Source organism: Luteimonas deserti (genome assembly GCF_013425765.1).
Lineage (GTDB): Bacteria > Pseudomonadota > Gammaproteobacteria > Xanthomonadales > Xanthomonadaceae > Luteimonas > Luteimonas deserti.
In genome coordinates this window covers 369711-393165 of record NZ_JACCJZ010000020.1, presented here as the reverse complement: position 1 = coordinate 393165, position 23455 = coordinate 369711, and the positions used below count along the sequence as shown (strand labels likewise).

The following is a 23455-nucleotide window of genomic DNA, read 5'->3' as shown; positions in this document are numbered from 1 at the left end:
CCTTACTTCTTGTCGCCACCGGCGATGCCGGTGATCTCGATTTCGGTGTAGTGCTGACGGTGTCCCTGGCGCTTCATGTGGTGCTTGCGGCGACGGAACTTGATGATGCGGATCTTGTCGGCGCGGCCGTGGCCGACGACCTTGGCGGTGACGCTGGCGCCCTTGAGCGCGTCGTCGATCTTGATGCCGTCGCTGTCGCCGAGCATCAGGACGTTGTCGAACGTGATCTCGTTGCCGGCTTCGGCCTCGAGCTTCTCGACGCGGAGCGTTTCGCCCTGCGCCACGCGGTATTGCTTACCGCCGGTGACCAGTACTGCGTACATGTGGAGCCTCTCGTATCGGTGTTGGTTCTGTAGTTATTCTTGTTTCCGGCCGCCATCGAGGGCGGACAGGAGCGGAATTGTAGGCGGCTCAGCCACTTGCGGTCAACTGCCCCCAGCCCCGGAGGCCCGCGCGGGCCAGGCTCCGGAACCCGGCCTTCCGGTTCTGAACGTCTCCGGTCGCACGGCCTGCGACAGCGATCGCGCAGACTGGTCGTGCGCGGGTTTGCCCCCATCTACCCGCCTCGGTAGTCTGGTCGACTGCCTGCGTCCGCATGCGCCCGGCGCCTGCGTTCCGGGCCTGGACCGCCCTCCCCCGCTCCCAACCGGATTCCAAGTCGATGGCGATGGACACCATCCGCATTCGCGGTGCCCGTACCCACAATCTCAAGAACATCGATCTCGATCTGCCGCGCGACCAGCTGATCGTCATCACCGGCCTGTCGGGCTCGGGCAAGTCGTCGCTCGCCTTCGACACGATCTACGCGGAAGGCCAGCGCCGCTACGTCGAGTCGCTGTCGTCTTACGCGCGGCAGTTCCTCAGCGTGATGGAGAAGCCCGACCTCGACCACATCGAAGGCCTGTCGCCGGCGATCTCGATCGAGCAGAAGTCGACGTCGCACAATCCGCGGTCGACGGTCGGCACGATCACCGAGATCTACGACTACCTGCGCCTCCTCTACGCGCGCGTCGGCAGCCCGCGCTGCCCGGACCACGGGTATCCGCTGGAAGCGCAGACGGTCAGCCAGATGGTCGACCACGTGCTCACGCTGGATCCCGACCAGCGCTGGATGCTGCTGGCGCCGGTGGTGCGCGAGCGCAAGGGCGAGCATGCACAGGTGTTCGAGCAGCTGCGCGCCCAGGGCTACGTGCGCGTGCGCGTCGACGGCGCGCTGTACGAGATCGACGCGCTGCCCACGCTGGCCCTGCGTCAGAAGCACACGATCGAAGCCGTGATCGACCGCTTCAAGGTCCGCGATCCGGCCTCGGAGGAAGGCGCCGGCATGAAGCAGCGTCTCGCCGAATCCTTCGAAACCGCGCTCAAGCTCGGCGACGGCATGGTGTCCGTGCAGTCGATCGACGACGCCTCGATTCCGCCGCAGCTGTTCTCGTCGAGGTACAGCTGCCCGGTGTGCGATTACGCGCTGCCCGAGCTGGAGCCGCGGCTGTTCTCGTTCAATTCGCCGATCGGCGCCTGCCCGACCTGCGACGGCCTCGGCGTCAGCGAGTTCTTCGACCCGGAGCGCGTCGTCGTGCATCCGGAGCTGTCGCTGGCGGCCGGCGCGGTGCGCGGCTGGGACCGTCGCAACGCCTACTATTTCCAGCTGCTGCAGTCGCTGTCCAGGCATTACGGCTTCAACGTCGACACGCCTTGGCAGGAGCTGCCGCAGACGTCGCGCGACGCGGTGCTGTCGGGCAGCGGCGGCGAGATCATCAGCTTCACCTACATCACCGATTCCGGCGCACGCACCCAGCGCAAGCACCGGTTCGAGGGCATCGTGCCCAATCTCGAACGCCGCTACCGGGAGACGGAATCTCCGGCGGTGCGCGAGGAGCTGTCAAAGTACATCAGTGAGCGGCCCTGCCCGGATTGCGCCGGCGCGCGTCTCAACCGCTCCGCGCGCAACGTGTTCGTGGCCGACCGGCCGATGCAGTCGATCGTCGTGCTACCGATCGACGAGGCGCTGGGCTTCTTCCAGGCGCTCGAGCTTCCCGGCTGGCGCGGCGAGATCGCGGCCAAGATCGTCAAGGAAATCGCCGAACGACTGACCTTCCTGGTCGACGTGGGCCTCGACTACCTCACGCTGGAACGCAAGGCCGACACGCTGTCGGGCGGCGAGGCGCAGCGCATCCGCCTGGCGTCGCAGATCGGCGCCGGCCTGGTGGGCGTGATGTACGTGCTCGACGAGCCGTCGATCGGCCTGCACCAGCGCGACAACGAGCGCCTGCTCGGCACGCTGACGCGCCTGCGCGATCTCGGCAATACGGTCATCGTCGTCGAGCACGACGAGGATGCGATCCGCCTCGCCGATCACATCGTCGACATCGGCCCGGGTGCGGGCGTGCACGGCGGCGAAGTCGTCGCGCAGGGCTCGTATGACGACGTGCTCAAGGCGCCGCGTTCGCTGACCGGCCAGTACCTCAGCGGCCGCCGGCGCATCGAGATCCCGGCCAAGCGCCACACACCGAATCCGAAGATGCAGCTGAGGCTGCTCGGCGCGTCGGGCCACAACCTCAAGAATGTCGATCTGACGATCCACTCCGGGCTGTTCACCGCGATCACCGGCGTGTCCGGGTCCGGCAAGTCGACGCTGATCAACGACACCCTGCATTCGCTCGCGGCCAACGAGATCAACGGCGCCTCGCACAAGGCGGCGCCGTATCGCGAGATCGAAGGCCTCGACATGTTCGACAAGGTCGTCGACATCGACCAGTCGCCGATCGGCCGCACACCGCGCTCGAACCCGGCGACCTACACCGGTCTGTTCACGCCGTTGCGCGAGCTGTTCGCGCAGGTTCCGGAAGCGCGCGCACGCGGGTATGCGGCCGGGCGCTTCAGCTTCAACGTGCGCGGCGGCCGTTGCGAGGCCTGCCAGGGCGACGGCCTGCTGAAGGTGGAGATGCACTTCCTGCCGGACGTCTACGTGCCCTGCGACGTCTGCCACGGCAAGCGCTACAACCGCGAGACGCTGGAGATCCTCTACAAGGGCCACAGCATCCACGACGTGCTGGAGATGACGATCGAGGACGCGCTGACCCTGTTCGAGAACCTGCCGCCGATCGCGCGCAAGCTCGAAACCCTGGTCGATGTGGGCCTCGCCTACATCAAGCTCGGCCAGAGCGCGACCACGCTCTCGGGTGGCGAGGCGCAGCGCGTCAAGCTGTCGAAGGAACTCTCGCGTCGCGACACCGGGCGCACGCTCTACATCCTCGACGAGCCGACGACCGGCCTGCACTTCCACGACATCGAACATCTGCTCGCCGTGCTGCACAAGCTGCGCGACGACGGCAATACGGTCGTGGTGATCGAGCACAACCTCGACGTGATCAAGACCGCCGACTGGGTGATCGACCTCGGCCCCGAGGGCGGGCACCGCGGCGGCATGATCATCGCCGAAGGCACGCCCGAGCAGGTCGCGGCGATGCCGCAATCGCATACCGGCCAGTTCCTCGCGCGCCTGCTCGAGGCGACGTTGCCGGAGCCGGCCGCGCCGAAGGCGGAGCGCAAGCTGGCGCGCAAGTCGACGACACATCTGCCCAAGCCGCTGCCGCGCAAGGGGGCGTCGACGAAGGCCGCCGAGGCCGATGCGAAGGTGCGCGCCGAGCTGATGAAGGCCGGCTCCGGACGTGCGGATCCCGACGCGCCCGAGCCCACCCCGGCCGGCGCGAAGAAGGCCGTGACGAAACAGGCGACGAAGAAGCGGGGATCCAAGGCATGAGCGAGTCGAGGGTGTTGATCCGGATGCCGATCGAGTTGCGCTGGCGCGATCTCGACGCGTTCAACCACGTCAACAATTCCAACTTCATGACGTACCTGGAAGAGGCGCGGATTCGCTGGTTCGATTCACTCGGCGAACCCTGGGTGACGGATGCCATCGCGCCGCTGCTCGCCGCCGTACAGATGAACTACCGGCTGCCGATTCCCTACCCTGCCAAGATCGTGGTCGAGCTCCTGGCCGATCGCATCGGCAGCTCCAGCGTGACCCTCGGCCATCGCATCGTCAGCGACGACGGCGCCACGCTGTTCGCCGACGGTCACGTGGTGATGGTGTGGATCGACCGGGGCACCGGCCGGCCCACTGCCCTGCCCGACCAGGTCCGGTCGATGGCCCTGGCCGGCTGACCGGCGGTCGGCGCGCACGCGACGCGCCGGCGCGATCCGCCCGACGCATGCTGCCGCGCAAGCGGATCGGCCTGTGGCGCATCGGGTGCAGGCCGGCCTGTCGACGACGCGGGCCGGGGGCGGCGCACGCATCGTGCCCGGTCGACGTGGCGCACGCCCGGCCTGCGGGCTCGCTACCATGCGGGAACCTTCCGCACGGACAGAGGCCATGAGCAGCCTGATCGAAACCAGCGAGCACGGACCGATCCGCGAGCTTCGACTTGCACGGCCTCCGGTCAACGCGCTCGACCCCGCGCTCTGTCTGGCCCTGCGCGATGCGCTGGCCGCAGCCGCGGACGACGGCGTGGCAGGCGTGGTCCTGGCCGGAGGGCCCAAGGTGTTCTGCGCGGGCCTGGACGTGCCCCACCTGCTGTCGCTCGCGGGCGAATCGGACCTGCACGACGCATGGAACGCCTTCTTCGCGGCCGCCCGCGCGCTCGCCGCCGCGCCGATGCCGGTGGTCGCGGCGATGGCCGGCCATGCGCCTGCGGGCGGCTGTGTGCTCGCCCTGTGTTGCGACTACCGGATCATGGCGTCGGGCAGCTATCGCATCGGTCTCAACGAAACCGAAGTGGGGCTGGTGGCACCCGAAGGTATCCAGCGCCTGTTGCGCCGCGTGGTCGGCGCACGTCAAGCGGAACGCCTGCTCGTCGGGGGCCATCTTCCCGACAGCGACGAGGCCTTGCGACTGGGTCTGGTCGACGAACTGGCCGGCGTGGACGAAGTGCCACTGCGCGCACGCATCTGGCTGGACGCGCTGCTGGCGCTGCCGCGCGGTCCGATGCTGCAGACCCGGGCGATCGCCCGGGCGGATCTGCTCGCGGCGCTGGCACCGGAACAGCTCGATCTGGACCGCCTCATCGACGCCTGGCATTCCGCCGACACCCAGGCCGCGCTGCGCGCCCTGGTCGCGCGCCTCGGGCGCTGAGCCCGGCCGGGTTCAACCGGCGCCGGTCGCCACCGCACGCTCCGGATCGTCCACCCAGCCGCTCCACGACGGCGCATAGAGCCGCGCGCCTTCGCGACCGGCATGGGCCATCGCCAGCAGGTGGTGGCAGGCGGTGACGCCCGAGCCGCACATCACCGCGACCCGTTCCGGCGCAGCGCCGGCGAGCAGGGCGTCGAATTCCGCGGCCAGTCGCGCCGCGGGCTTGAAGCGGCCGGCGTCGAGGTTGTCGGCATAGGCGCGATTGCGTGCCCCCGGGATGTGACCGGCGCGTGGATCGAGCGGCTCCACCTCGCCGCGGAAACGCGGGGCCGCGCGCGCGTCGAGCAGCAGTCCGCCTCCAGCGAGGTGGTGCTGCAGCGCGTCGGCGTCACGCAACAGGCGGGATTCGTCGAAGGCGACGCGCGGACGTTCCGCCGCGACGGGCCGGGGGCTGGTCGGGGAAAGGTCCGACGCCGCCTCGACCGCGCCGCCGGCCGCGCGCCACGCGGCCCAGCCACCATCGAGCACCGCGACCGCGCGGTGGCCCGCGCAGCGCAGCAGCCACCACAGGCGCGCCGCGAATGCGCCGTCGGCGTCGTCGTAGGCGACCACCTGCATGCCGGGTTGGAGACCCCAGCGCGCCAGCGTCTGCGCGAACGCACCGGCATCCGGCCACGGGTGTCGACCCAGCCCCGGACCCAGGGGCCCGGACAGGTCGCGCTGCAGATGGGCGTAGAACGCACCCGGAACGCGGCCGGCGCGCCACGCACGTTCGCCGGCGCCGTCGTCCGCACCCCCGGCCGACAGCGTGAAGCGGCAATCCACGATGCACAGAGCCCGGCCGGTGGCGGCTGCAAGCGCCCCGGCGTCGACCAGCGTGGTCCACGGCGTGCTCATCCGCGCTCCAGACGCTGACGCAGGTTGAGCAGGATCGATGCCGTGACCCCCCAGATGCGCTGGGCCGGCGCATCGGCCAGGGGACCGTACTCGAGCACGTGGCGCGTACGGCCACCGAACTCGATGCCGACCCGGCGCAGGTTTTCCGGTGCGAGCAGGAACGCCAGCGGCGCTTCGAACACCTCGGCCACTTCGCCGGGATCGGGCACCGCCTCGAAGCCCGGATCGAGCATCGCGACCACCGGCACCACGCGATAGCCGGTGATGGTCACCAGGGGATCCAGATACCCCAGCGGCGCCACCTGCGCAGGCGCCAGACCGATCTCCTCGGACGCTTCGCGCAATGCGGCCTGCAGCGGCCCGTCGTCGCCCGGCTCCAGCCGACCCCCGGGAAAGCTCACCTGGCCTGCGTGATGGCGCAGGGTGTCGGTGCGCCGCGTCAGTACGGCCTGCAGGCCGCGCTCGCGACGTACGAGCCCGACCAGCACCGCCGCCTCGCGCAGGGCGAGATCGGCCGGGATCAGGCCGTCCAGTTCGTCGACGTTCCATGCGCGCATCCGCGGCACGCCGTCCAGCGGATGCAGCACGCGGCGCAGATCGGCCGCGGCCAGCAGAGCGCTCATCCGCGCGCGGCCTCGCGGGCGGGAAGCACGACATCCATCACGTGCTGGCGCTCGGCATCGCTCATCTGCAACCAGCCGCCGATCTCCGCCAGGCTGCGCAGGCAGCCGTGGCAGATCTCGTCGGCATCGAGGCTGCAGACGCCGATACACGGGGTCATGACAGCGCGGGGCACGGAATCCATCGGGCGATTCTAACGGCCGGGCGACGGGCCGACTGCGCAGCACTGCAGATTCCGACATCGTCCGCGCCATCGCGGCCTCCCGGGCCGTGCACCGAAAACGACTGCGCCGGCGTGCAGAGCACGCCGGCGCAGGTCACGCACACGCGTCAGGTAGCGGCTCAGCGTACGCTGAGCAGCTTGACCATCACGCCCACCGGCTGGCGGGCGATTTCCTGGGTGTTCTCACCGGTCACGAAACGGCCCGGCGGAAACACCACCTCGTAGACCGCATTGAGCGGCATCAGCGGCAGCACTTCGCGCAGGCCGGCGATCGGCGAATCCGACACGCGGAACGGCGCGGTCTTCTCGTCCGCGCTCAGGCCGATCCCGACCGGCACGATCAACGCCTGGTAGGCGATCTCGACCTGGCTGCTGGCCGACGGCTTGTTACCGGCGCCTGCCTCGACCACGCGGTACATCACGCCGCTCGGCAGGGACACCACGCCTTCGCGGGCCCGGTACTCGGTGAGGAACGCCGTGGCCTTGCCTTCGTTCTCGGTCAGCGCGGCGCGGCGCTCGGTCACGATCTTCTGCTGCATGCGCTGCTGGAAGCCGTTGTAGGCGGTGCCCATCTGCTCGGGGGTATAGGCCGGGTCCTTGCGACCATGACCATCCTGCAGGCCGCGTATGATCGTGTTGACATCGACCGACTCACCGGTCTCGGCCAGGCGATTGCCCAGATCGAAACCCAGCGCGTAGCTCAGCGTCGTCCTGTCGTTCGCGGCTGCGGGCGCAGCGGTCTGCGCGAAGGCGACGCCGCTGAACGTGGTGGCCGCCAGGGCGGCGGCAATAAAACGCAACTTCATTCCGTGGATCTCCGCTAGGTCAGATTTCGATATCGCCTGTCGCGAGAAAGGGCGGTCGAACCGCCCCTTCTGGACGCGCTAGGATAGCGGTCGCAGGGCTTAACCGCCACTGACGACTCCCTATCCGACCGCGCGCGGCCTGGCAAGTTCCACGCAGCCGCGGACACGCGCCTGGAACCTGCCCATGTCCGACTCTCCGCTGCTGATCGACGACCGCGACGGCGTCCGTGTCATCACGATCAATCGCCCCGACAAGCTGAACGCCCTGAACTCGGCCACGCTCGATGCCCTGCATGCGGCGTTCGACGACGCGGCCGGGCACGCGTCGGTGCGTGCGGTGGTGCTGACCGGCGCCGGACCGAAGGCGTTCGTCGCCGGCGCCGACATCGCCGAGATGGCCGGGCTGCGGCCGGTCGAGGGCCGGGATTTCTCGCTTCGCGGGCAACGGATGATGCGGCGGGTGGAGCTGATGCCCAAACCGGTGATCGCGATGATCAACGGCTTCGCGCTCGGCGGCGGGCTGGAGCTGGCGATGTGTTGCCATCTGCGCATCGCCGCGGACACCGCGAAGGTCGGCCAGCCCGAGATCAACCTCGGGCTGATTCCCGGTTTCGGCGGCACCCAGCGCCTGTTGCGCCTGGCCGGCCGTGCCGCGGCGCTCGAGTTGTGCCTGACCGGTACGCCGATCGATGCCGCGCGGGCGCAGACGCTCGGCATCGTCAATCGCGTGGTGCCGGCCGCCGACCTCGAGAGCGAAACCATGGCGCTGGCGACCACGCTGGCGAACGCGGCGCCACTGGCCCTGCGCGGCATCCTCGACTGCATCAACATCGGCGGCGAGAGCGCGATCGGCGAAGGCCTGGAATACGAAGCGGCGCAGTTCGGGCTCGCCTTCGCCACCGAGGACATGCGCGAGGGCACCCGTGCGTTCCTGGAGCGTCGCAAGCCGGACTTCCGGAACCGCTGAGCGATGGCCGGGACACTGCCGCCCGAGACGGTCACGCTCGCGCACATTGCCGCGCTGCTGCGCGACGACGCGCTCGACGCCGCGATCGAAGCCGGGTTGATGGCGGCCTGGCCGGACGTGGCCCTGGCCGCGCTGGATGCCGGGGATCGCGCGCGGATCGTCGATGCGCGCCATCGGCTGCGCGAGGCCTGGGCGGCCCGCGCGCGCTACCGCCAGCGGAATGCGCGGCTCGAGCGCCGTGCGGGCGAGCGTGCGGCCGCACGCACGCCGTCGCCTGTCGCTGCGGATGCGGCCGACGCGCCGCGGCCCACGCTCCCGTCCACGGCTGCGGCCCTGCTCGCCCGGGCCCGGGCCCGGGCGGCCGGCCGTGAGTCATGAGCCGCGATGCCCCCACCTCGCCTGCACGCCGCCGCGGCCCCACCCTGACACGGGCGGAGGTACGGGAGCTCTTCGCACGGCTGCGCGAGCTGGATCCCGAACCCACCACCGAGCTCGAATACAGCAGTCCCTTCGAGCTGCTGATCGCGGTGATCCTGTCCGCCCAGGCAACCGACGTCGGCGTCAACAAGGCCACACGACGCCTGTATCCGGTGGCGAACACGCCACAGGCGATCCTCGATCTCGGCGAGGATGCGCTCAGGCAGTACATCGCGACGATCGGGCTGTTCAACGCCAAGGCGAAGAACGTCATCGCCGCCTGCCGCATTCTCGTCGAGCGGCACGGCGGTGAAGTTCCGCGGGATCGCACGGCACTCGAAGCCTTGCCCGGCGTGGGCCGCAAAACCGCGAACGTCGTCCTCAATACCGTGTTCGGCGAAGGTGCGATCGCCGTGGACACGCACATCTTCCGTGTGTCCAACCGAACCGGCCTCGCGCCGGGCAAGGACGTACGCGCGGTCGAAGACAGGTTGATGCGCGTCGTACCGGAGGACTTCTTGCTCGGCGCGCACCATTGGCTGATCCTGCACGGACGTTACACCTGCAAGGCACGCAAGCCGGACTGCCCGGCCTGCGTGATCCGCGATCTGTGCTGGTACAAGGCCAAGACGCCCGGCACCATCGAGCGCGGCATCGTCGATGCGTGAGTCGTCTCGAGGCGCCGGGCCCGGGCATACCCGCACGTGCATCGACATGGTCGACCGGCGCGACGGCTGACCGGCGGCGCGACGCCACCGCGCGAACGGACGTGCGGGCAGACCGCGGCACGTTCTGCGGCTGAGATGCGTGGCGTGGGTGCGACCCGCGACGTTGACGACCCGCCTCCTGGCCGTCGCGGATAAGCGCCCGCACCAACGGGGGTGTCCGTGCGGCCGGCTCACGGGGCCGGGGCGTGGCCCACGACATCACGGATGCAGCGCCTCCGGGCCTGCATCCGGTGCCCGCTGTGCCTGATCAGCACACCCGCCCGGTGGGCGGAAGCGCGTGTCGCGTGACCATGCAGGCCGGGGCACTGCGGCATCGAAGGCGCCCGGGCTCGGATCCACCCGCGCTTTCCACCGGGATGCGCGTCGCTCGCCGGCGCGCACTGCTGACGCGCGTGCCGGCGCCTACGCCTGCCTCGGGCCCGCTGCGGCGAACGCGGTGCCGACGGATGCAACATGCACATGCATGGTGCAGCTGTTCCACATCGCCAGGCGGCGGCGTCGATCGACGCCCACCGTCAACGTCGGCGACCCCCCGCACATCGATCTGCGTGTATCGGGGAATGGATGCAGGCGCGGAGAGCCGGACCGAACCACGGCGGGATGTGTCCGGAGAGGCCGTGCACTCGCCCGACAGCGCGGCGCCAGGGCAGGCGCAGGTCGGCACGGGGAATCAGGCCGACGCGCGGAGCAGCCCGCGATTTGCAGGAACCGGACGGCCGCGCGGCGAAGCGTCGACCGATGCACCGTGCTGACCGCCGGCGCATCGTGCCGGCTCACTCGTCGCGTTCGACGAACGGCTTGCGCGGAAGGCGTTCGTCGCGCATGGCGGCGTGATAGGCGAACGAGGCGATGATGGCCGCGGCCTGCTTGAGATCGTCCGGCACCACGTGATCGAAGGTGTCGAGGTGGGTGTGGTGCACGTGGGTGAAGTAGTCGGCCGGATCCTGCACGAACTGGAATCCCGGCAGGCCGACGCGGTCGAAGGCGATGTGGTCGGTGCTGCCGGTGTTGCGCGTGGTCACGATGGTCGCACCCAGATCGGCGAAGGGTTCGAGCCACGCACGGAACACCGGCACCGCGGCATGGTTTTCCTGCGCATAGATGCCACGGATGCGACCGGTGCCGTTGTCGAAGTTGAAATAGGTGGAGAAGCGGTCGAATGCCGGGCGGCGCTGCAGCGGCCCGGTGCCGCGCTGGAACGCGCGGGGCAGCGCGGCCTGCTCGGGATCGGTCGGCGTCGGCCAGTCGGCCAGGTGACGGGCGACATAGCCGGACGAGCCATGCAGGCCCTGTTCCTCGCCGCCCCACAGCGCGATGCGGATGGTCCGCCGCGGACGCGCGTCGATGGCCTTGAGGATGCGCATCGCTTCCATCATCACGACGACACCGGCGCCGTTGTCGGCGGCGCCGGTGCCGGTGTGCCACGAATCCAGGTGCGCGCCGATGATCACGGTTTCGTTCGCCTTCGTGCTGCCGCGCAGCTCGGCGAAGGTGTTGGTCGCCGGCAGGTCGGTCTCGCTGGTGAAGCGTGCATCGACGTCGACGCGCATGCGTGGTGCCTGGCCGCGCTCCACCGCGCGCACCAGCTGGTTGTAATGCTCGGCCGCCACGACGAGATCGGGCACGCCCTCGGGATCCTCGGCCTTGCGACCGCCGCCGCCCGTGACCCGGACCACGCCGTTGTCCCAGGAACTGATCGACAGCGTGGCGAGTACGCCTTCCTCGGCGAAGAAGGTATTGAGCGCGCGCACCAGCGCCTGACGCTTGCGGTATTCGTCGAGCCGCGTGTCCTGCGCGCCCGGCTCGGCGTCCTGCGGCATCGGGAAGGTCTGCAGCTCGCCCAGTTCCTCCTCGGTATGACGGCGGAAATCGGGCCGATCGGACGGCTTGTAGGCACGCGCCTCGTCCAGCAGCACGATCCTGCCGCCCAGCTTGCCGCGTTGCGCTTCGATGTCCGCGATGGTCTTGAACGAGGCGCGCACCAGTTCGCCCTCGACCGGCCCGTCGGTGCCGGGCGTCCAGGCCTTGGGCAGGGCGTGGATCGGCAGCTGGCGCGGCGCGGTCATCTCGACGCGCGCGGCGCGGAACTCCCAGCCGCGGCCGAACGCGGGGTCGTAGACCTCGTCGTGCACGTTGCCCAGCCCGTAACCGGCGAGTTTGCCGCGCGCCCATTCGGCCGAGCGCACGTACGCGGGGGACCCGGTCAGCCGCGGACCGATGGTTTCGGTGAGTTCCTTGAGGTTGGCCGCCACCTGGGAGCGATGGAAGGCCTCATGGCGAATGCGGGCCACGACATCGAGGTCCACCGGCTCGGAGGCGACCACAGGCGCCAGCAGAAGGAGAAGCGTCGCTGCAGCCACGGCGCGACGGCGGAAGGCGGAAACTGCGATCACTCGGGATTCCCGGTTCGACGTGGCGCGCGGGATGGCGGCACGGGCCGGCATCGTACCCGATGGGCCTCCCCGGTCCGGGCCGACGCGTGGTCCGGCGTCGCGGGGTCGTGCCCGTCACCAGCCGTTTCATTGCCGGGCGAATGCACGACGGCGCCTTCCGATTCCGGGCATCCACGGCACCATGATCCCGGCGTCGGCCTGCCGGCCGATCCGTCATTCAGTCGTGGCGCCGCTCACGCAACCACTTGGTGGCGATCCACTTCTCCCCCTCCAGCACCGGTGCGCCCGCATGCAGCGTCCGCGTCATCGGATGGGCCCGGTCGTAGCTGAAGAACACCGCGTTGCCCTTCACCGCCGCGACTTCCATGTGGACGTCGGGGAACGTGGTCGCGCCGCCGCGGCGCGGGGTATTGAGATACATCACCACCGTCGCGACGCGCTGGCCACCGCGTTGCAGGAGAACCCGGCTGCCCGGCTCGGCAGGATGGAAATAGTCGTGGTGCGGACGGTACTCGGCGCCGGGGGGATACTGCAGCACCTGCAGACCCTCGCCGTGGTCCAGTGGCCAGTCCAGCAGGCGTGCGATACGCGCATCGATCCGTGCGCACAGCGCGTTCTCGCCCCGGGTGAAATACGTGCCCCGGCTGGTGCGGTCGGCGTGGACCTGATCGCCGCCGGTCGCGGGGTCGACCGTGGTGGAACGGCGCAGACGCGCACGCGCCAGCTCGATCAGTGCATCGCACTCCTCGTCCGCCAGCAGGCCGCCGAGCACGAGCACCCGCGGCAGCATCAGGCTGGCCAGGACCTGCACCGGGCGATCGCCGGCGTCGAGGACCGAGGCCCCATTGGGCTCGGCCGGCACTGGCACCGGCACGGGAAGCGGCAGGCCGGTCTGCTGCGCGTTGCGTTCGATGAAGCGCGTGACGGCCGCCTGCACCGCGTCGATCGCGGCCTGCTCGTCCCAGCCGGCATCCAGCAACGGACGCAGCACGGTATCGGGATCGGCGCCGGCCATCGCCTGCTCGACCACCCGGGCTTCCTGCGCGGTACTCAGCTGTCTGACGCTCATGCAGCGATTGTCGATGCGGCATATGACGGTCGCAAGCGCGTCGGGCCGTCGCATTTCCAACATATGCCTGACACATACGCACCCGAACCTTGCGCCCAGTCACGGCGGGGCTGCGGCATGGCTGCGCCCGTCGTGGTGACGGCGGTCATCGGCCTGTCACCGAACCTGACTAAACAGTTCAGCCAGAGCGTCACTCCTCGTCACGCGCCCCGTCCCTGCATCCTTCGATCGGAGATTCCTCACGATGTCTGTTCGCACCAACACCAAGACCCTGCTGATGACGTTCGGCGCGGCCCTCGCGCTCGCCGGCTGCGGCGGCGGCGCCGACGAAGTGGTTTCGCCGGGCATTCCCGCCAATCCGCCGGTCACGGCACCGCCGCCGACGACCCCGCCGCCGACCACGCCGCCTCCGACCAGCCCGCCGCCGACCGCCGGCCCTGCTGCGTCCTGTCCGGAGGGCACGGTCAACCAGGGCACCATCGTCAACAACACGCTGCGCGCGTGCCGCCTGCCCTCGACCATCCTCGGCGATCTGATCCTGCGCAAGATCGACGGCGTGGCCTACCAGATCCAGGGCCAGGTCAACGTCGGCCAGGACCAGCTGGGCGACTCGACCGTCAACGACGCGTCGCGCCGCGGCCGGCTCTCCATCGAGCCGGGCGTGACCCTGTTCGGGCGCAACGGCCCGGACGTGATGCTGGTCCAGCGCGGTTCGCAGATCTTCGCACTGGGCACGCGTGACGCCCCGATCGTGTTCACGTCGCTGGCGGACCTCGAAGGCAACGGCCGCAAGTTCGACTGGGCCGGCCTGGTGCTGATGGGCCGCGCGCCGATCAACAACTGCATCGGCGGAGCGACGGCGGGCACCGCGGCCTGTCAAGGGGCGGTCGAGGGCACCAGCAACGCCTTCGGTGGCGGCAACGACCCGACCGACAGCAGCGGCGAGCTGCGCTACGTGCAGGTCCGCTACTCGGGCTTCGAACTCGCGCCCGGCAACGAACTGCAGTCCCTCACCCTGGTGGGCGTCGGCAACGGCACCAAGATCAGCTACTTCCAGTCGCACTACAGCGGCGACGACGGCATCGAGATCTTCGGTGGCACCGTCAACATGAGCCACGTCGTCATCACCGAGGCCGACGACGACTCGCTCGACACCGACTGGGGCTGGAGCGGCGGCGTGCAGTACGGCCTGGTCGTGCGCAAGACCCCGTCGGTGAAGGGCACGGCAGACTCCGGCTCGATCTTCGAATGGTCGGCACTCAACCGGACCCCGACCTCGACGCCGAAGGTGTCCAACTTCACCGTCTTCACCACCGACCCGACCCTGGATTCTCTGGTCAAGGTCAACCAGAGCACGAATGCCTCCATCTGGAACAGCGTCTTCGTGACCGCGCCGGCGGGCCCGAACCAGAAGCAGGCCGATGTCTGTTTCGACCTCACCACCGGCGTCACGATCGCCATCCTGTCGAACCACTTCACCTGCGACAAGCGCGACAGGAACGCCGATACGACGACCATCGTCAACGCGGCACCGAAGGATCGCACCGTGTTCGGTCCGTCGACGCTCACCACGGCCTACCGCAACGGCGTGAACGAGAACGCCGTGGTGGTGACGCCGGTCCGCGACATCAGGACGGGCGCCTTCGGCGCGTACACAGGCATCAACTTCTTCCAGAACCCGGCCTCGATCGGTGCGGCGGACGCCACCGGCGCCTGGTGGGAAGGCTGGACCGTCGGCCTGAACTGATCGGCCCACGCTTCACCCGAGTGCACAGGATGCGGCGGCCCAAAGCCGCCGCATCTTGCGTGCGAGCTCTCCACATGCCTGCAAAAGACAGCCAAGGCCTACGTTCATGACGTCTTCCAACACCCGACCTTCCCCACCACGCATGCCGCAGGCGCGCCGCGGCCGAATCGCGCGCAGCGGCATCTATCTGGCCGTCGGCGCGGCACTGGCGATGCCCGTCCAGGCCCAGCAATCCGGGGCGGACCTCGTGCCGGCCGACGCCGCGGCCACGCCGCAACAGACATCCGAACTCGGCGCGGTGACCGTCCGCGGTGAATACATTCCCGAGCCGATGGCCAATACCGCCGAGGTGGCCAGCTTCGTCACCCGCGAGGATTTCGAGCGGACCGGCGACAGCACGGCCGCGGCGGCGCTGACCCGTGTGAGTGGCCTGAGCGTGGTGGGCGACAAGTACGTCTACGTGCGCGGCCTGGGCGAGCGATATTCCAGCGCGCTGTTCAACGGCTCGCCACTGCCCTCGCCGGAACCCCTGCAGCGTGTGGTGCCATTGGACCTGTTCCCGGCCGAGGCCCTGGCCGGTGTGACCGTACAGAAGACCTATTCGGTCAGATATCCCGGCGAGTTCGGTGGTGGCGTCATCGACCTGCAGGGTCTGACGGTGCCCGACACCCCCTTTCTCAAGCTCGAGATCGGCTTCGGCGGCAACTCGGTCACCACGCGCTCGCCCGGTCTCACCTACTACGGCAGCAAGCGCGACTGGTGGGGCTACGACAGCGGTCGCCGTGACCTGCCCGAGGAGATCGTCAACAGCCGCCAGCCGCTGACCAGCGCGAACTACAGCCGCGAATGGTTGGCCGCGTTCGGCAGCGCCTTGAACAATCCCAATCTGTTCGTGGTGCAGGAGAAGCGCCGCATCGATCCCGACGTCAACTTCGGCGCGAGTGCCGGCACGGCATTCGAGATCGCCGACGGCGTCCGGCTCGGCGTGATCGGCGTCGCCAGCTTCGACAACGACTGGCGCACGCGTACCGGGCTGCAGCAGGACGGCGCGTTCACCGGCGGTGGCGTGGAACTCTACCGGGACTACGATTTCGCCACGACGCGCATGAGCGCCCGGGTCAACGGCCTCTTCGGTCTCGGCCTCGAGAGCGAGAACCACTCGGTGTCGTGGAACACGCTGTACGTGCACGACACGGTCAAGGAAACCCGCAGCCGCGACGGATTCAACTTCAACGTCGGCGTCGACATCCGCGAGGACGGCACCTTGTGGCTGGAGCGCCAGCTGATCAACAACCAGCTGGCGGGCAAGAGCAGCTTCGGCGAGTACCAGGACCTGAAACTCGGCTGGCGCCTGGGCTATTCGCGTGCCCGCCGCATGACGCCGTATGAGACCGATGTGCGCTACGCACTCGTCAACGGCACGTGGACCCACGGCAGCGGCAGCAATTCGGTGCGGTTCGGCGCGGTGGACGACGAGGTCGCCAGCGGCGGCATCGATCTCGACTGGCGCCTGCCGGTCGAACGCGAACTGACCCTGAGCGCAGGCATCGCGTACTCGGACAACGACCGTGCGGCGGTGCTGCGCACGTTCCGCTTCGACACGATCGCCGGCGCACTTCCCGTCTTCAACCAGGTGCAGCGCATCGATTACCTGTTCTCGGACTACAACTTCCAGAACGGCCTCCTGACGCTGACCGAGACCACGCCCAACAACAACGGCGAGTCCGCCTACGACGGCACGCTCAAGACCCGGGCGGCCTACCTGCAGCTGGAAGGCGAGATCGCACCCGCGTGGCGCGCGACGGTCGGCGTTCGCTACGAGGACGCCACCCAGGCGGTGCACCCGCTGAACATCTTCACCGGCGAGCGCGTCGGAGGTGTCTTCGCCGCCGCGCCCCTGCTCAACGACTACCTGCTGCCGGCAGCGACGGTCACCTGGAACTTCGCCGACAACCAGCAGATCCGCTTCGGTGCAAGCAAGACCATCGCCCGTCCGCAGTTCCGCGAGCTGGCCCCCCAGCAGTACACCGACCCGGACAACAACCGCCTGTTCTTCGGCAATCCGTTCCTGGTCGACAGCCGGCTGACCAACCTCGACCTGCGGTACGAGTGGTTCTTCAACGCGGGCGAGTACTTCACCTCGGGCCTGTTCTACAAGACGATCGACAATCCGGTCGAAGCGGTGATCGGTGACTTCGGCGGCAACCAGCTGTACCAGGGCTTCCTCAACGCGCCCGAGGCCACCCTGTACGGCGTGGAGCTGGAGTTCAAGAAGTACTTCGCCCCCGAGTTCCGGCTCCTCGGGGATGGCCGCCTGTACTTCGCCACCAATTACACCTGGACGTCGTCGGAGGTGAATGCCGCCGAAGGGGATACGGTGATTCCCCCGGGCTTCAACGGCGTGCCGCAGGATGCCCGCAGCTTCGTCAGCGACGGCAGCAGGATGCAGGGCCAGAGCGACCACATCGGCAACGTGCAGTTCGGCGTGGAGAACGACAGCGCCGACTTCCGGGCGACGCTGATCGCGAACTACGTCAGCGACCGGATCAGTGTGCGCGGGCGCGCGGGCCAGCCCGACTACATCGAAGACCCGGGCGTCTCGCTCGACTTCGTGCTGCGCAAGGGCCTGGACCTGGGCAGCTTCGGCTGGAACACGGTCAAGCCGTCACTGAGCTTCAGCGCCCGCAATCTGCTCAACACCAAGCACGAGGAGTACCAGGAGCGCGGTGGCGAACGGATCGATCTGTACACCTACAAGCCGGGCATCAGCTGGGATGTCTCGCTCAGCTTCGCGTTCTGACCCGCAGGCGTCATGAAACTGAAAAACCCGGCCTTCGAGCCGGGTTTTTCGCGTTTGCAGGGCGGGCCAGTCGACACGGGAATGTCACATTTCTGACGCATGCTGCGTGCGATCGGCAACCCGCCTCCCGGCTTTCCTCCGTGCTCACTGTGCAAGCGTCCAGCGCTTCGTTCCGGCATTGGCCCACCCTGGCCGAAACCGCCCTGTGGCTGCTGTTGTTGGCCCAGCTCGTCCGCTTCGGCTGGTGGATGCTGGCGCCGCAGAGCGTTGCCGGCACACCGCTGGTGTATGGGCTTCCGGCCCAGGTTCCGACCCTGGCCGGACAGGATCCGTTCTTCGGCGGCACTGCGCCCGCTGCCGCGACGGCCAGCGGGTGGCGCCTGTTCGGACTGCGTACCGGCGTCGCGGGGACGGGAACGGCCATCCTCGCCCACGAGCAGGGGCCGCAGGCCGTCTACCGCGTGGGCGATGTGCTCGCGCCGGGTCTGGTGCTGGCCGCGGTACGCGCCGATCACGTCGAACTCGACAACGGCCAGCGGCTCGAGCTGCCCGGAAACGCAGCCGCCCCGACCCCTGCGTCGGCGGTGCCCGCTCCGGTCTCCGCCCTGCCCGCCGCGGCCATCGCGGCGCCGGCGAGTGTCGACCCGGCCCGCCTGCTCGACGCCGGTCTCCAGCCGCGCAACGAGAACGGCCGGATCACCGGCTACACCCTGCTTCCGCGCGGCAACAGCGAGGTGCTGCTGCGCGCGGCCGGTCTGCAGCCCGGCGACGTGTTGCTGAGCGTCAACGGCCAGGTCCTGTCGCCTTCGGTGATCGCCGAGCTCGCAGGCGAGCTGAAGGCCAATCCGCAGGCCGTCGTGACCTTCGAGCGGGACGGGCAGACCCGCACCCTGGACCTCGGACGGGCCTCGCCATGACTCGACGCGCCCCGCCCCGCCTCCTGCTCGCCTGCGCCCTGGCGCTGGCCTGCCCGCTGCATCCGCTGTCCGCACAGACCCAGACCGACGCACCGGCGCTGCGCATGCAGAACGTCGAGCTCACCGCGTTCATCCAGGATGTGGCGCGTGCCACCAGCACCACCTTCATCGTCGACCCGCGCGTCCAGGGCACGGTCAACATCAGCCGCGACCGTCCGATGACCGACGAGGACCTCATCGGCGTGCTGCTGACGGTGCTGCGCAGCAACGGCCTGATCGCGGTTCCCGCCGGCACGGCGACCTATCGTGTGGTCCCCGACGACGTCGCCGCGCAACAGCCCGGCTCCCCGCTGGGCTATGCCACCAGCGTGTTCCCGCTGCAGCGCATGGATGCCCGGGCCGCGGCGGAAACGCTCAAACCCCTGGTCGGGCGCGGCGGCGTGGTGATGGCACTTCCACACGGCAACAGCCTGCTGGTGGCCGATTACGTCGACAACCTGCGGCGCATCCGCGGCCTCGTCTCGCAGATCGATCAGGACAGCGCCAGCATCGACACCGTGAGCCTGCGCAATACGTCGGCGCGCGAACTCGCCGCGACCCTGGTGGATCTCTACGGCATCTCGGGCGCCAACGACGGCGCGCTGTCGGTGCTGCCGGTGGAGAGCAGCAACTCGCTGGTGGTCCGCGGCAATCCGACGACGGTGCAGCGGGTGTCGCGCATGGCGATGGAACTGGATGCGCGCGCCGAGCGCAGCAGCGACGTCGCCGTGGTGAAGCTGCAGCACGCCAGCGCCGAACAGTTGCTGCCCGTGCTGCAGCAGCTGATCGGGCAGACACCGGAGGCGTCGAGCCCTGGCGCCGCGCCTGCGGGCGCCGCTGCAACGGCCACCGGCGATGCCGAGACCCTGCAGATCATCTCGCCGGCCGGCGGCAAGCGCCCGGTCATCGTGCGCTATCCCGGCTCGAATTCGCTCGTCATCCATGCCGACCCGAGCACCCAGCGCACGCTGCTCGACGTGATCCGCCAGCTCGACGTGCGCCGCGAACAGGTGCTGGTGGAGGCCCTGGTGGTGGAGGTGTCCGACGAGGCCGCCAAGCGGCTGGGTGCCCAGCTGATCCTCGCCGGCCGCGACGGGAACCCGATCGGCGTGACCCAGTTCGCCAGTGCCGAGCCGGGCATCGTTCCGCTGGCCGGCGGCGCGCTCGCCCAGCGCTGGCAGAACCGCAACCCGGACAGCAGCGACAGCGTGGTGGACGCCGCACGGCAGGCGGCCGCGCAGTCGCTGCTCGGTCTGAGCGGCGGCCTGCTCGGCATCGGCGGGGGGGGCGACAACGGGCTGTTCGGAATCATCATCAACGCGGTCAAGAGCGACAATGCGTCCAGCCTGCTGTCGACGCCGTCGATCCTCACCCTGGACAACGAGGAGGCCTACATCCTGGTGGGCCAGGAAGTGCCGATCACCACGGGCGAGGTGCTCAGCGGCAACAACGACAACCCCTTCCGCACCATCGACCGCAAGGATGTCGGCATCCGCCTGGCGGTCAAGCCGCAGATCAATGCCGGTGGCGGCGTCACCCTGCACATCAAGCAGGAGGTGTCGTCGGTCAACGGCACGGTGAGCAGCCGCAGCGACGAACTGGTACTCAACAAGCGCGAGATCGAGAACCGTGTGGTGGTCGACGACGGCGCGATCATCGCCATCGGCGGCCTGCTCGACCAGAGCAGCAGCCTGCGCGCCGACCGCGTGCCACTGCTGGGCGACGTCCCGGTGCTGGGCGCCCTGTTCCGCAGCAACGCGCGCCTGCAGAGCAAGACCAACCTGATGGTCTTCCTCCGGCCCACGGTGATCCGCAACGCCGGCGACGCCCAGCGCCACACCGCGCAGCGCTACGGCTACCTGCGCGACACCGGCCTGCGCGGTGACCCGGCGGCGCTGGTCGAGCTGGACGCGCTGGTGCGCGACTACCTGCGTGCGGACGCACCGGTCGTGCCGCCGCAGACCGCGCCCGTCGCCGAGCCGGTGAACCCGGTGCCGGGCTCCTGATGGAGGCACAGGCGCCGACGCTGAGCTACGCCTTCGCCAAACGCCACGGCGTGCTGCTGCTCGATGCCGGCGAGCAGGCGCATGTCGCGCTGCGCGAAGGAGGCGATCCGCAGGCCCTGCTCGAAGTGCGTCGCGCACTGGGGCGTCCACTGCGCGTGGACACCCTGCAGGCCGCCGCCTTCGACCGTCGCCTCTCGGAGATCTACGCCGACGTCGGGCTGGGCGGGGCCGCCGGCGTGGAGGAACTCCAACTGCACGGCACGCTGGACTCGCTGGTCGAGGACATTCCGACCACCGCAGACCTGCTCGAGCGCCAGGGCGACGCGCCGATCATCCGCCTGATCAATGGTGTGATCGCCGAAGCAGCACGGCTCGGCGCATCCGACGTGCACATCGAGTCGTTCGAGTCCGCGCTGCGCGTGCGCTTCCGTGTGGACGGCGTGATGCGCGAGGCGCTCAACCTGCCGCCGCGGATCGCCCCGCTGCTGGTGTCCCGGGTCAAGGTCATGGCGCGGCTGGACATCGCCGAGCGACGGGTGCCGCAGGACGGCCGGGTCTCGCTGGCGATGGGGGCCAAGGCACTCGACGTGCGCGTGTCCACCCTGCCCACCCGCGGCGGCGAGCGCGTGGTGCTGCGCATCCTGGACAAGGAACAGGGCGCGCTGTCGCTCGACCAGCTGGGCATGTCCGCGCCGACCCTCGCGTCGTTGCGCAATGCCCTGCGCGTGCCGAACGGCGTGATCCTGGTCACGGGCCCGACCGGCTCGGGCAAGACCACGACGCTGTACTCCGCCCTGACCGCGCTCAACGACGGCGAACGCAACATCCTCACCGTCGAGGATCCGGTCGAGTACGCGGTCGACGGGATCGGCCAGACCCAGGTCAACACCCGCGTCGGCATGAGCTTCGCGGCCGGGCTGCGCGCGATCCTGCGCCAGGATCCGGACATCGTGATGGTGGGCGAGATCCGCGACGCGGAAACGGCGCAGATCGCCGTACAGGCCAGCCTCACCGGCCACCTGGTGCTGTCCACCGTGCACACCAACGATGCCGCGGGCGCCATCACGCGCCTCCGCGACGTCGGCATCGAGCCCTTTCTGCTGGCTTCCAGCCTGCGCCTAGTGATGGCCCAGCGCCTGTTGCGCAGGCTCTGCCCGCACTGTCGCGCGCCACGCGCGCACGACGCATTCGTGTCGATGCTCGGCGCCGGTTTCGATGGGCTGCTCTACGACGCGGTCGGCTGCGCGCGCTGCAACCACACCGGGTATGCCGGACGCATCGGCATCCACGAATGCATCGTCGTGGACGAACGCATCCGTCGTCTGATCGCCAGCGACGCGGGCGAGGACGCCATCGCCGACATCGCCTTCGCCGGTGGCGCGCGGCTCTCCGATGCAGCGCGCGACGCCGTCGCAGCCGGGCTGACCACGCTGGAAGAGGCCGTGCGTGTCACCCGGCAGGAGAGCCAGGACCATGCCGGCGTTTGACTACTCCGCGCTGGACCTGCATGGCCGCACGCGCGCGGGCACCATTGCAGCCGCCACCCAGGGCGAAGCGCGCGCGCTGCTCGAGACGCGACGCCTGCTGCCGGTCAGCCTGGAACCGGCGCTGCGCCAACAGGCGCCGGGCCTCGGCGGCCGGTTCGGCACCAAGGACCTCGCCCTGCTCACGCGCCAGCTGGCCACGCTGGTCGCCAGCGCACCGCTCGAAGAAGCGCTGCGCACGATCGGCAGCCAGAGCGATCGCCGCGGCGTGCGTCGCGTGGTGATGGCCACCCACGCCCAGGTGCTCGAGGGCCGCAGGCTGGCCGATGCCATGGCCCAGCAGGGCAAGGCGTTCCCCCCGCTGTACCGGGCGATGGTCGCCGCCGGCGAAAGCTCGGGCGCGCTGCCGCAGATCCTCGAGCGCCTGGCCGAGCTGCTGGAGCGCCAGCAGCAGGTGCGCGCCAAGATGATCGGCACGCTGGTCTACCCGGCCGCGCTGTCGCTGACCGCCATCGCCGTGGTGATCGCGCTGATGAGCTTCGTGGTGCCGCGGGTGGTCGAGCAGTTCGACTCGATGGGTCGCGCGTTGCCATGGCTGACCCGCACGGTCATCGCGGTCTCGGATTTCATCAACCAGTCCGGCTGGCTGGTACTGGGGGCGCTCGTCGTCGCCGGCGCGGTCTTCGCGCACCTGCTCAAACGCGACGCCGTCCGCCTTCAGGTCGATGGCTGGCTGCTGCGCCTGCCGCTGCTCGGCCGCATGCTGCGGGACCTGCACGCCGCGCGCATGTCGCGCACGCTGGCGATCATGCTCGACAGCGGCCTGCCGCTGATCGAGGGGCTTGCGATCACCGGACGCACGGTCGGCAACCGGGTGCTGCGCGCGGCGACCGGCGCGATGGTCGCCGCGATCGACGAAGGCGGCAGCCTGTCGTCGGCGATGAAGCGCGCGGGCGTCTTCCCGCCCACCCTGCTCTACATGGCCGGCAGCGGCGAGAACAGCGGCCGCCTGGCGCCGATGCTCGATCGCGCCGCCGACTACCTCGAACGCGAGATCGACACCGTCTCCAACGCCACGCTGAGCCTGCTCGAGCCGGCCATCATCATCGTGCTCGGTGGCGTGGTCGCGATGATCGTCCTGTCGATCCTGCTGCCGATCCTGCAGTTCAACGCGATGGCGTTGGGCTGATCCACCGCTCGTACACGTCCC

General features: G+C 69.5%; 16 protein-coding genes and 2 pseudogenes. 12 read left to right on the top strand and 6 right to left on the bottom strand.

The features are described 5' to 3' along the window. Positions 1–2 precede the first annotated feature (2 nt). Entirely contained in the window at positions 3–323 is a 321-nt protein-coding gene (gene rplU / locus H0E82_RS14345) for a 50S ribosomal protein L21 (protein WP_180546113.1), read from the bottom strand. A gap of 338 nt (positions 324–661) precedes the next feature. Here rplU and uvrA point away from each other — a divergent pair. The 3 genes and pseudogenes from uvrA to H0E82_RS14330 all read left to right on the top strand — a co-directional run. After that, positions 662–3604: pseudogene (uvrA, locus tag H0E82_RS14340) on the top strand (excinuclease ABC subunit UvrA); the annotation flags it as partial. Between the two features lie 152 nt (positions 3605–3756). Beyond that, positions 3757–4164: an acyl-CoA thioesterase gene (locus tag H0E82_RS14335; protein ID WP_180546111.1), complete on the top strand. Its 408-nt coding sequence runs from the start codon at positions 3757–3759 to the stop codon at positions 4162–4164. Between the two features lie 208 nt (positions 4165–4372). Next, a complete protein-coding gene (locus tag H0E82_RS14330; RefSeq protein ID WP_180546110.1) occupies positions 4373–5131 on the top strand; it encodes an enoyl-CoA hydratase/isomerase family protein in 759 nt (252 codons plus the stop codon). Between the two features lie 12 nt (positions 5132–5143). Here H0E82_RS14330 and H0E82_RS14325 read toward each other — a convergent pair whose 3' ends face one another. The 3 genes and pseudogenes from H0E82_RS14325 to H0E82_RS14315 all read right to left on the bottom strand — a co-directional run bounded on the left by H0E82_RS14325 (position 5144) and on the right by H0E82_RS14315 (position 7678). Beyond that, on the bottom strand, positions 5144–6028 hold the full coding sequence (locus H0E82_RS14325) for a sulfurtransferase (RefSeq protein ID WP_180546109.1): 885 nt from the start codon (positions 6026–6028) through the stop codon (positions 5144–5146). Continuing rightward, a pseudogene (locus H0E82_RS14320) lies at positions 6025–6833 on the bottom strand (NUDIX hydrolase). The gene H0E82_RS14325 and the pseudogene H0E82_RS14320 overlap by 4 nt, the downstream one beginning before the upstream one ends. A 158-nt stretch (positions 6834–6991) precedes the next feature. Then, positions 6992–7678, bottom strand: coding sequence for an FKBP-type peptidyl-prolyl cis-trans isomerase N-terminal domain-containing protein (locus H0E82_RS14315; protein ID WP_180546108.1), 687 nt, complete (start codon positions 7676–7678; stop codon positions 6992–6994). 184 nt (positions 7679–7862) lie between these two features. On the opposite strand from H0E82_RS14315, the gene H0E82_RS14310 reads away from it, so the two are divergent. Genes H0E82_RS14310 through nth form a run of 3 tightly spaced genes read left to right on the top strand, consistent with a single transcriptional unit; the run spans position 7863 to position 9730 of the window. Then, complete coding sequence (locus H0E82_RS14310) at positions 7863–8645, top strand: enoyl-CoA hydratase/isomerase family protein (protein ID WP_180546107.1); 783 nt, start codon at positions 7863–7865, stop codon at positions 8643–8645. Positions 8646–8648: 3 nt separating this feature from the next. Further along, a complete protein-coding gene (locus H0E82_RS14305) occupies positions 8649–9023 on the top strand; it encodes a hypothetical protein (protein ID WP_180546106.1) in 375 nt (124 codons plus the stop codon). Beyond that, on the top strand, positions 9020–9730 hold the full coding sequence (gene nth / locus H0E82_RS14300) for an endonuclease III (RefSeq protein ID WP_180546105.1): 711 nt from the start codon (positions 9020–9022) through the stop codon (positions 9728–9730). Before H0E82_RS14305 ends, nth begins: the two co-directional genes overlap by 4 nt. An 833-nt stretch (positions 9731–10563) precedes the next feature. Here the strand turns inward: nth and H0E82_RS14295 are convergent. Next, on the bottom strand, positions 10564–12150 hold the full coding sequence (locus H0E82_RS14295; RefSeq protein WP_328797075.1) for a M28 family metallopeptidase: 1587 nt from the start codon (positions 12148–12150) through the stop codon (positions 10564–10566). A gap of 250 nt (positions 12151–12400) precedes the next feature. Beyond that, positions 12401–13252: a 2OG-Fe(II) oxygenase gene (locus H0E82_RS14290; RefSeq protein WP_180546103.1), complete on the bottom strand. Its 852-nt coding sequence runs from the start codon at positions 13250–13252 to the stop codon at positions 12401–12403. A gap of 244 nt (positions 13253–13496) precedes the next feature. On the opposite strand from H0E82_RS14290, the gene H0E82_RS14285 reads away from it, so the two are divergent. The 6 genes from H0E82_RS14285 to gspF all read left to right on the top strand — a co-directional run bounded on the left by H0E82_RS14285 (position 13497) and on the right by gspF (position 23434). Then, entirely contained in the window at positions 13497–14999 is a 1503-nt protein-coding gene (locus H0E82_RS14285) for a hypothetical protein (protein ID WP_180546102.1), read from the top strand. 142 nt (positions 15000–15141) lie between these two features. After that, positions 15142–17799 carry a TonB-dependent receptor domain-containing protein gene (locus H0E82_RS14280; RefSeq protein WP_180546101.1) on the top strand — a complete coding sequence of 886 codons (2658 nt, stop codon included), beginning with the start codon at positions 15142–15144 and terminating at the stop codon, positions 17797–17799. Between the two features lie 140 nt (positions 17800–17939). Further along, a complete protein-coding gene (locus H0E82_RS14275; RefSeq protein WP_180546100.1) occupies positions 17940–18716 on the top strand; it encodes a type II secretion system protein N in 777 nt (258 codons plus the stop codon). Beyond that, positions 18713–20761, top strand: a complete 2049-nt coding sequence (gene gspD / locus H0E82_RS14270; protein ID WP_180546099.1) for a type II secretion system secretin GspD — start codon at positions 18713–18715, stop codon at positions 20759–20761. Before H0E82_RS14275 ends, gspD begins: the two co-directional genes overlap by 4 nt. Continuing rightward, entirely contained in the window at positions 20761–22248 is a 1488-nt protein-coding gene (gene gspE / locus H0E82_RS14265; protein WP_180546098.1) for a type II secretion system ATPase GspE, read from the top strand. Before gspD ends, gspE begins: the two co-directional genes overlap by 1 nt. Further along, entirely contained in the window at positions 22235–23434 is a 1200-nt protein-coding gene (gene gspF, locus H0E82_RS14260) for a type II secretion system inner membrane protein GspF (RefSeq protein ID WP_180546097.1), read from the top strand. Before gspE ends, gspF begins: the two co-directional genes overlap by 14 nt. Positions 23435–23455 lie beyond the last annotated feature (21 nt).

Excerpts from the sequence above, each read along its gene's own strand:
- rplU (WP_180546113.1), bottom strand. The coding sequence starts at position 323 with ATGTACGCAGTACTGGTCACCGGCGGTAAGCAATACCGCGTGGCGCAG.
- H0E82_RS14335 (WP_180546111.1), top strand. The coding sequence starts at position 3,757 with ATGAGCGAGTCGAGGGTGTTGATCCGGATGCCGATCGAGTTGCGCTGG.
- H0E82_RS14330 (WP_180546110.1), top strand. The coding sequence starts at position 4,373 with ATGAGCAGCCTGATCGAAACCAGCGAGCACGGACCGATCCGCGAGCTT.
- H0E82_RS14325 (WP_180546109.1), bottom strand. The coding sequence starts at position 6,028 with ATGAGCACGCCGTGGACCACGCTGGTCGACGCCGGGGCGCTTGCAGCC.
- H0E82_RS14315 (WP_180546108.1), bottom strand. The coding sequence starts at position 7,678 with ATGAAGTTGCGTTTTATTGCCGCCGCCCTGGCGGCCACCACGTTCAGC.
- H0E82_RS14310 (WP_180546107.1), top strand. The coding sequence starts at position 7,863 with ATGTCCGACTCTCCGCTGCTGATCGACGACCGCGACGGCGTCCGTGTC.
- H0E82_RS14305 (WP_180546106.1), top strand. The coding sequence starts at position 8,649 with ATGGCCGGGACACTGCCGCCCGAGACGGTCACGCTCGCGCACATTGCC.
- nth (WP_180546105.1), top strand. The coding sequence starts at position 9,020 with ATGAGCCGCGATGCCCCCACCTCGCCTGCACGCCGCCGCGGCCCCACC.
- H0E82_RS14290 (WP_180546103.1), bottom strand. The coding sequence starts at position 13,252 with ATGAGCGTCAGACAGCTGAGTACCGCGCAGGAAGCCCGGGTGGTCGAG.
- H0E82_RS14285 (WP_180546102.1), top strand. The coding sequence starts at position 13,497 with ATGTCTGTTCGCACCAACACCAAGACCCTGCTGATGACGTTCGGCGCG.
- H0E82_RS14280 (WP_180546101.1), top strand. The coding sequence starts at position 15,142 with ATGCCGCAGGCGCGCCGCGGCCGAATCGCGCGCAGCGGCATCTATCTG.
- gspD (WP_180546099.1), top strand. The coding sequence starts at position 18,713 with ATGACTCGACGCGCCCCGCCCCGCCTCCTGCTCGCCTGCGCCCTGGCG.
- gspE (WP_180546098.1), top strand. The coding sequence starts at position 20,761 with ATGGAGGCACAGGCGCCGACGCTGAGCTACGCCTTCGCCAAACGCCAC.
- gspF (WP_180546097.1), top strand. The coding sequence starts at position 22,235 with ATGCCGGCGTTTGACTACTCCGCGCTGGACCTGCATGGCCGCACGCGC.